We start from the raw sequence: 7,881 nt of genomic DNA, 5'->3' as shown, positions 1-7,881 counted from the left end.
ACCATTCGCACCGGAGTTAAACAGCTCAGAAAGGCTATGGGAGTGGATGCGGGAGCATGACTTATCAAACAAAGCATTTTCAGGTTATGAAAATATTGTAGATTGTTGCTGTGAAGCTTGGAATAACCTTTGCAGCGAAGCTGGTCGACTGTTCAGTCTGTGCTCCCGTGATTGGGCAGTTATACAGTAGTTAGAAAATTCAATTGGTATAACACATCGAACAAACCCTGCTCACCCTCAGCCTGATGGAAAGCAAGGACATACACCTCACCCTCAGCCTTATGGCCATCCAGCTTGATGTTATGGGTCGTGACATTGTGGTGGAGTATTTTCATCGGTGCCTGAATATCAGGCAGTTTGTCAATGAAGTCCATGGCAGGCCCATGGAAAAAAGCACCATGATCATCAACGGCATCTTCATGGTAAAGCGAGCGCATTTTCGCATGGTCGTGACGGTCTGCTGCATTACAATATGCCTGAACCAACTCCCGTATTGACTCTTTATCCAGTAATTCCCTCAATTGATTTTGAAGTTCATCAGTTACTTTATTATTCATTATTTTTTACGGCCAACTATTCAAAGTTGAGGGGATGGACAAAGCTATACCCTCAACTTTCTGCTATCACTATTAGCCAGTAGTCTGCGGGCTTTGCTTTGCCCCCATTCGCCATTGCAGGGCAACCAATACCATAACGACTAATGCTCCCAGCAATGCACCTCCATATGGATTAAATAGCAGTACAGGCAGACTGGTCAGAGACATCAGCCGCTCCCATACGTAAAGCCTCCTCAGCAGATAACCTTCAATAGTCATTGCCATCGCCATAATAATGGCAACCGTTTGCAGAGTTGCTATAGCCAGTCCGAGCAGATCCCCGGTGGTATTAATCAGCCCGGTATAGGCCATCATAATTGGAATGACAAACAAGCCCGCTGCCAGCTTAAATGCCTCAACCGAGGCTTTCATAGGGTTGGCATTGGCCACTCCGGCTCCTGCAAATGCAGCAAGCGCAATAGGAGGAGTTACGTTCGAGGTTTGCGACAACCAGAAAATAATCAGATGGGAGGTCAACAGTGGCAAACCAAAATCACCCAATAGAGGTACTGCAATTACCGCAAGCACGATATACGCGGCAGTAACCGGTAACCCCATGCCAAGAATCAGCGCAACAAGGCTGATCAATAACAAAGCGGTGAACAGGTAACCACCGGAAAGCGCCATAACAAACTGGGTAAACTGCAGGCCAATTCCAGTCTGCCCAACGACACCGACAATAATACCGGCGGCTCCACAGGCTACTGAGATAGGAAGCGCCAGCAATGCCCCCGCCTTCATACCTTCAATGACCTTCGGAATACTGACACGACTGTGTTTTCGTAAAGCGGCAGTGACCAATATGGCTGCACAGCCAGCAACACCAACCAGTAAGGGGGAATACCCCATCATCAACAATGCAGTAATCAGCACAAGGGGTATCAAGAAATGAGCCCCCTGCTTCATCACCTTAAGAACGGCTTCTGTACGACTGACCGTTTGTAAATCCAACTTACAGGCCATGATATGCACATAAAGCAGTGTACAGAAGAAATAAAGCAATGCCGGAACAATGGAGGCAATCATAATGTCGCTGTAGGGCACACCGGTAAACTGTGCCATCACAAAAGCACCCGCGCCCATGATGGGCGGCATAATCTGCCCACCGGTTGAAGCTGCCGCTTCAATACCTGCCGCCTGTTCTGGTTTGTAACCCAGCCTCTTCATCATTGGGATGGTGATCGACCCGGTGGTTACCGTGTTGGCAATGGCAGATCCAGAGATTGAGCCCAGCCCGGCAGATGCAATAACAGCAGCTTTCGCAGGTCCACCTCGATATTTGCCGGCAATGGCAAAGGCCAGATCAATAAAGAACTTACCGGCCCCCGTAACTTCCAGAAAAGCACCGAACAATACAAAGATAAAAACGGTTGTGGCCGCGATGCCCAGCGCTGAACCAAAAATACCGTTACTGGAGAAAATCTGGAACTGTACCAGTTCCTGAAGCGTGTAAGCCTTGGTTGCAAGCGTTCCCGGAAGCAGATCTCCAAACGCACTGTAAGCCAGAAATATGACTGCAATAATCACCATGACCCAGCCTACAGTGCGTCGACAGGCTTCTAACAATAAAAGCGCAAAAACAGCACCAGCCGTCAAATCCAGTTTGGTCAGGCCAAACAGAAGGTAGTTAATATCGTTATAGTCGAACTGGATGATCTGGTATCCCGCAAACACGGCCAGGGCACACAACCCAAGATCCACGAGTCGACCAGCCACTATAATCGGGGTGCCTTTTTGTTCATTCCTGGCGTCTTTAATCAGCGGATAGTGAAGGAAAATCAGCACCATCACCCAGGTCAGGTGAGCAGGCCTAAAGTACGTTGCAGAAATGGTTGAGGTCACACCCTGCCAGATCTGAAAAACTGACAACATCACTGCAAGGGCCAGCAACAAATAGCCCAGTCCCTGATTAAGCCTGCTCATAGAATTAGTCCAACAGATTTTGAAGATGGGGGTAGCGATAGCAAACCTGCTGTCGCTACTCTTCAGTACTGAATAATAATTATTGAATGCTGTTCAGATACTTCTCTGCACCTGGATGAAGGGGCACACCAGCCAGCTGCTTGGCATTAGCCGGGATGGTGGCTTCAGCTACTTTTACGACCTTGCGGACTTCATCCATGTTTTCATAGGCAGCCCGGGTCAATTCAAAAGCCATGTCATCCGCCATATCTGCCCGCACCACCAGCACGTTCCAGATACTCAGCGTGTCAGTGGCTGGTACATTGTTATAGATACCTTCAGGAATGGTGTACTCACTGTAGGCGGGATACTCGGCGATAAATGCCTGCCTTTCTTCCTGAGAGACTGGAATAACACGCAGCTTATGAGTTAAAGCGATCTGGGTAACCGCGCCAACACCCTGTCCACCAACAATAAAGCCAGCATCAATCTGACCGTTGGCCAGCGCATTGGTGGTTTCAGAGTAATTGAGGTATACGGCATTGATATCCTTTTCAGGATTAATCCCCAGCGTTTTCAACAATGCCGCCGAGGTGACGGCAGTGCCTGAGCCTGGCGCTCCCAGGGAAACGCGCTTACCTTTCAGGTCATCCAGTGTCTGAATATCAGAGTTTTGCAGTGTCATGGGATGAACAAGGTTTGGATAGAGCGCAAACAACACTTTTACCGGCATTTTAGAAGGAAATTTACCCTCCCCCTGAAGCATCCATTACCACATTTCCCATGGCAATGCCGGCCAGCATATCGCCACGGACAACCTTGATCGTGTTTTCAACTGAAGCGGCAGTCACCTCGGCTTTTACATTGATGCTATTCACTTCGTCCGACCAGACTTTGGCAAGTGCACCACCAAAGGGATAGTAAATACCACTTTGTCCACCAGTACCAATGGAATAGTTTTGTGCGAAAGCAATCATGGGCAACAGCATTGCGAATGCAGCAGCTATCCGTCTCATATTGGTCATCCCCCTTTTACAGGTCACTTTGTAGTTATTAGCGGGCGGGATCTTCCACCCAGCCTTCGTTGTTTGAGCAGAGCTTACTATAGGAAGCGCTGATGGAGAATACTCTTTGAGAAAGGATCTCTGCCTCAACAATGCATTCCATTGCTGTAGTGCAGAAAAACGCCATTGATCAAAAAACAACCAACATCAAGATGAAACAAGACTACCGGTAGTCTCTCTGGTTTTCCTCACAAGACTCACAATCTTATCCACAGAATCTGTGGTTAAGTTTTTTTGAGAAAAACTCATCGCAATAATTATTCCTCGGAGTGGCCGCCCACCAATAATAGCGCCATGTATGCTGATATCTACTAGATGAAAATAGACGTATATCTACAACATCCGACACACCCTATTTATTATTTTTCGATGAAAAATATTTTTATTATGGAAAGCAACTATAGACACATACATCAGCACAATAAATGAGCGAAAAATAAGGCGTACATATCAATTTACACAAGAATAAACCATTAAAAACCAGCCCGTTATTACGAGCATCCCACAGTTATTGCTAAAAAAAACTTCAATCAGAATGATGGTCCCACATAATATAGAAATTCGGAGCACTCAATGAAGCGCGTTCTCCTAGGGACAGTTCTGGCTACTTCTTCTGCAATGGCTTTCGCTGGCGGCAGTTATGTAACTGGTAACGTACAGAGCCACAGTAAAGATATTCACGGTTCCAGCATGACTTCCACTCTGGAAGCAGGCCACACTTTCGACACCACAGAGCGTGGCGGCCTGACCGTGCTGACTGAGTTTGATGGCATCCAGATCGGTAATGCTGTTGAAGGCAAGTCCAGCAGCCCTTACATCACTCTGGGTGTTGAGCAGGCTTACAGCCTGACTGACAACCTGTGGGTTGCCGCTGGTTACCACCACCTGCTGCACGACGGTGACTTTATCCAGGCACGTCCACTGGTGAAAATTGGTTACAACTTTGACAATGGCGTAGCCATCAGCAACCGTACCCGCTGGCACCTGGACCAGACCAATGCTGCTGGTGCCGAAGATGATGTGCGTACTGACAATGCCATCAGCTACCAGATGCAGAGCCAGCCAGTTCAGCTGAAGTACAACAACGTATATATGTGGGATGCCAAGGTAATGGACCACGAGGTTCGTGCAACCTGGACCAAAGCCGGCGTTCAACCCTACGTTGAGTGGCGCAATCAGGCTGACGACGCCAACAACGCCCTGGTACTGGGTGCTTCCCTCGGCTTCTGATTCAGTTACCCGTCCCCATTAGTAACTGATGTGCAAAAGGCCCTCAATTTATGTTGAGGGCCTTTGACTAACCCAGCCATCAATCTCTCACTGAAGTTTCCTTAAGTTTTGTATAATACTTACAAGCGAGAGCCCAAGAGCTAACCGATCCCGGCCATGACTACGCTCTGGCAATATGTTTGAAAACTTTGTTCGAACACTTCGCTTTTGGTCGTGTGTATCCAAATCGCCTAAAACACCATTGACGATGGCTTTTGCTTTTTCCAGCCTGCTTTTTACCCCTGAATTCTCTTGATCCAAAGGGAGCCCATCATTCTCGAGTAAAGTAAAAGTCCTGGCTAAAATATCAGGAAAAGACTTAACTAACTGCAACTCTGATACTGATAAATCACGAGCCCAGTTTTCTGTTAAACAATAAGCTATTTCATCCATCTCCTTAATATTCTGTTCTAATGGGCAAGTTCTGTTTGCTCTCGGTACAAATTCTGGGGCACGCGGATTAAGTTTCGAAAGATTTGGTGTGACTGAATGGTTTTCTAAGTTCCCAGCATTACACTCTGCATCAGGTACGACACCTAAAACCTTCTTAACAATAGATTCCGTGTTGAAATCGACATCACTTTCAGCAGAAATACAACGCCGTTCTACATCATGAGTAACCTTTACAGGGAGTCCAAACAAATTCTGCTGAGTACTCCGCCCCTCCTGATCACTGTGGCGAAACGTCTCATCAGGGTATATTGGCAACTGAGGAAAATCGTTATTAACATTAGACATAGCCCCTTCCCTCTAATATAAAAAACCTGGCTATTTATTGACCCCTGATTACAATTGACGTTCCATGCCAATAATCACCGACCTGAAAGGCAGCCATAGCCAAAGCCCCATTAAAATCTGGACCGATGACATTGAACCCCAAGCTCTGGAGCAGATGCGCAGGGTGGCCAGCCTCCCATTTATCCACAAGCACGTAGCGGGTATGCCGGATATTCATCTCGGCATTGGCGCAACGGTCGGCTCTGTCATCGCTACGGTGGATGCAGTGATCCCCTCAGCAGTAGGTGTGGATATTGGTTGTGGAATGAATGCTGTGCAGCTTTCGCTGAAAGCATCGGACCTGCCTGACAGCCTGCACACCATTCGAAACGCTATTGAGCAGTGCATCCCTCTGGGGCCCGGTGGGACACATCATCAAGCACAAATAGCTCAAGACTCTGATGTTGCTACAGGTTTAAAGCCCATTCTGGAGAAACATCCGCAAATTATCCGCAGGGGGAAAGCACATCACTTTGCCCATCAAGTCGGCACCCTGGGGTCAGGCAACCACTTTATTGAACTCTGTCTCGATGAACATGGCTACCTTTGGGTAATGCTCCACTCTGGCAGTCGGGGAATCGGTAACCAGATTGGCCAATACTTTATCCAGCTGGCCAGAAAGGAGATGGAAAGACACCAGATCCAGTTACCTGATCGAGATCTTGGTTACCTTCAGGAGGGCTCGGTCTTTTTTAATGATTATGTCGATGCAGTCAGCTGGGCACAAGACTATGCTCTGCTCAACCGGCAAGCCATGATGAGTCGGGTTCTAGCGGTTCTGAAACAGCAACTTAAACCCTTTGCTCTGACCAGAGAAGCCATTAACTGTCACCATAATTTTGTAGAAAAGGAATGGCATGATGGTCAGCACGTCTGGATAACCCGTAAAGGTGCTATTCGTGCAAGAGCCGATGAGCTGGGGATTATTCCCGGCTCTATGGGAGCACGATCCTATATTATTCGAGGTAAAGGAAATCCGGATTCATTCTGCAGCTGTTCTCATGGCGCTGGCCGGAGCATGTCACGTACAGCCGCTAAAAAAGCCTTTACCGTGGATGACCTGGCCAGACAAACGGCAGGAATAGAGTGCCGCAAGGACAAAGGGGTTCTTGATGAAATTCCCGGAGCCTATAAAAACATCGACAAAGTCATGAGCTTCCAGGATGACCTGATCGAGGTAGTACATACTCTACGGCAAATCGTCAATATCAAGGGCTAGGGGGTGTTACCAACTGGCCATTCAACCAGTTGGTCATACAAGCACTCAGGCAAGGCGAACGACGCAGGACATGGTGGTTCCCTGTTCAAGGCGTTCAACACGGCATGAGTACTTGAATGACCAACCCGAAGGGCCACCCATTATTTGCACCTTACAGCGTTGCTCACTGCTCATGTGGAGCAACCACACTACGCAGCTCGCGCCTTGTCTGGCGCAAATAATGGGTGGCTGGTTGTATGGCCAGTTGGTAACACCCCCTAGGGTCCTTATCACACCATGGTAAACCACTGTAATTCCGGATAATCTAGCGCTCTTCTTTCATCGAGTTGCAAGCCCGTTCTCCAATGATCATAACACCCGAAGTAAAGAATGTTGTGGCACTTAACTGCTTCCCTCCTGGCTGTAAAGAAGCCGTTCAACGACAGATTGACTATATTCGCTCCCAGCCAAAACTGAAAAACGGTCCAAAACGTGTTCTGGTACTTGGAGCGTCTTCCGGGTTTGGTCTGGCATCACGTATTGAAGCTGCGTTTGGGGCTGACGCTGACACGCTGGGTGTCTCTTTTGAACGGGGTCCTTCTGAACATCGATCAGGAAGTGCAGGATGGTACAACAACCTTTATTTCAGGGAGGTTGCTGAAGCCCATGGCCTTTACGCAAAAAACCTGGTGGGAGATGCCTTCTCGGCCTCCATGCGGGAGCAGGTTCTCAACACCATAATAAATGACTTTGGAGGCAAGGTAGACCTTGTGGTTTACAGCCTGGCAACCGGCGTTCGTCCCGATCCGGATAACGGCAACCTTATCCGCTCAGCAATCAAGCCTGTGGGATCACCCTACACCGGGCTGACACTGAATATCGAAAAGGAACAGCTTGAAGCGGTAACTCTTGAACCTGCATCGCTTCAGGAAATTGACAGCACTATTAATACCAATCGCATTTTCTAAATCCTTAAGCTGCCGCCAACTATGCTTAGGCATCATTACCATGCATTATCTAGAACAGATGTCTCGTCGACCACAGCTACCCGAAGGTTTTAATGATGTTGATTTTC

The 7,881-nt window shown here is 48.0% G+C and carries 7 protein-coding genes and 2 pseudogenes; 4 read left to right on the top strand and 5 right to left on the bottom strand.

Translation table 11 applies throughout. The features are described 5' to 3' along the window. A pseudogene (locus AK963_RS35775) lies at positions 1 to 190 on the top strand (IS630 family transposase); the annotation flags it as partial. On the opposite strand, the gene AK963_RS22810 reads toward AK963_RS35775, so the two are convergent. The 3 genes and pseudogenes from AK963_RS22810 to AK963_RS22800 form a co-directional block, all read right to left on the bottom strand. After that, positions 180 to 557 carry a nuclear transport factor 2 family protein gene (locus AK963_RS22810; RefSeq protein ID WP_238593820.1) on the bottom strand — a complete coding sequence of 126 codons (378 nt, stop codon included), beginning with the start codon at positions 555 to 557 and terminating at the stop codon, positions 180 to 182. The pseudogene AK963_RS35775 and the gene AK963_RS22810 sit on opposite strands and share 11 nt — an antisense overlap. Before the next feature lie 72 nt (positions 558 to 629). Continuing rightward, positions 630 to 2,519 (bottom strand): TRAP transporter permease, encoded by a 1,890-nt coding sequence (locus AK963_RS22805; RefSeq protein WP_066017717.1) that lies wholly within the window; start codon positions 2,517 to 2,519, stop codon positions 630 to 632. A gap of 79 nt (positions 2,520 to 2,598) precedes the next feature. Continuing rightward, positions 2,599 to 3,475, bottom strand: a pseudogene (locus AK963_RS22800) (TAXI family TRAP transporter solute-binding subunit). Between the two features lie 660 nt (positions 3,476 to 4,135). Between AK963_RS22800 and AK963_RS22795 the strand changes: the two are divergent. Continuing rightward, positions 4,136 to 4,792: a porin gene (locus AK963_RS22795; RefSeq protein ID WP_066017716.1), complete on the top strand. Its 657-nt coding sequence runs from the start codon at positions 4,136 to 4,138 to the stop codon at positions 4,790 to 4,792. 87 nt (positions 4,793 to 4,879) lie between these two features. Here AK963_RS22795 and AK963_RS22790 read toward each other — a convergent pair whose 3' ends face one another. Next, positions 4,880 to 5,569, bottom strand: a complete 690-nt coding sequence (locus AK963_RS22790) for a PABP-interacting PAM2 motif-containing protein (RefSeq protein ID WP_066017715.1) — start codon at positions 5,567 to 5,569, stop codon at positions 4,880 to 4,882. Positions 5,570 to 5,633: 64 nt separating this feature from the next. Here AK963_RS22790 and AK963_RS22785 point away from each other — a divergent pair, with 64 nt between their 5' ends. Further along, positions 5,634 to 6,827 (top strand): RtcB family protein, encoded by a 1,194-nt coding sequence (locus AK963_RS22785; protein WP_066017714.1) that lies wholly within the window; start codon positions 5,634 to 5,636, stop codon positions 6,825 to 6,827. A gap of 45 nt (positions 6,828 to 6,872) precedes the next feature. Here the strand turns inward: AK963_RS22785 and AK963_RS36705 are convergent, their stop codons facing one another. Next, the gene (locus tag AK963_RS36705) at positions 6,873 to 7,001 is read right to left on the bottom strand and encodes a hypothetical protein (RefSeq protein WP_274520549.1); all 129 of its coding nucleotides are present in this window, start codon (positions 6,999 to 7,001) and stop codon (positions 6,873 to 6,875) included. A gap of 170 nt (positions 7,002 to 7,171) precedes the next feature. Here AK963_RS36705 and AK963_RS22780 point away from each other — a divergent pair, with 170 nt between their 5' ends. Further along, positions 7,172 to 7,774, top strand: coding sequence for a hypothetical protein (locus tag AK963_RS22780; protein ID WP_238593819.1), 603 nt, complete (start codon positions 7,172 to 7,174; stop codon positions 7,772 to 7,774). The last annotated feature ends 107 nt before the right edge of the window (positions 7,775 to 7,881 follow it).

Source organism: Endozoicomonas atrinae (assembly GCF_001647025.1).
GTDB classification, from domain to species: Bacteria; Pseudomonadota; Gammaproteobacteria; order Pseudomonadales; family Endozoicomonadaceae; genus Endozoicomonas; species Endozoicomonas atrinae.
Note: the sequence above shows the minus strand (reverse complement) of the source record. Positions and strands in the feature narration are given on the sequence as shown.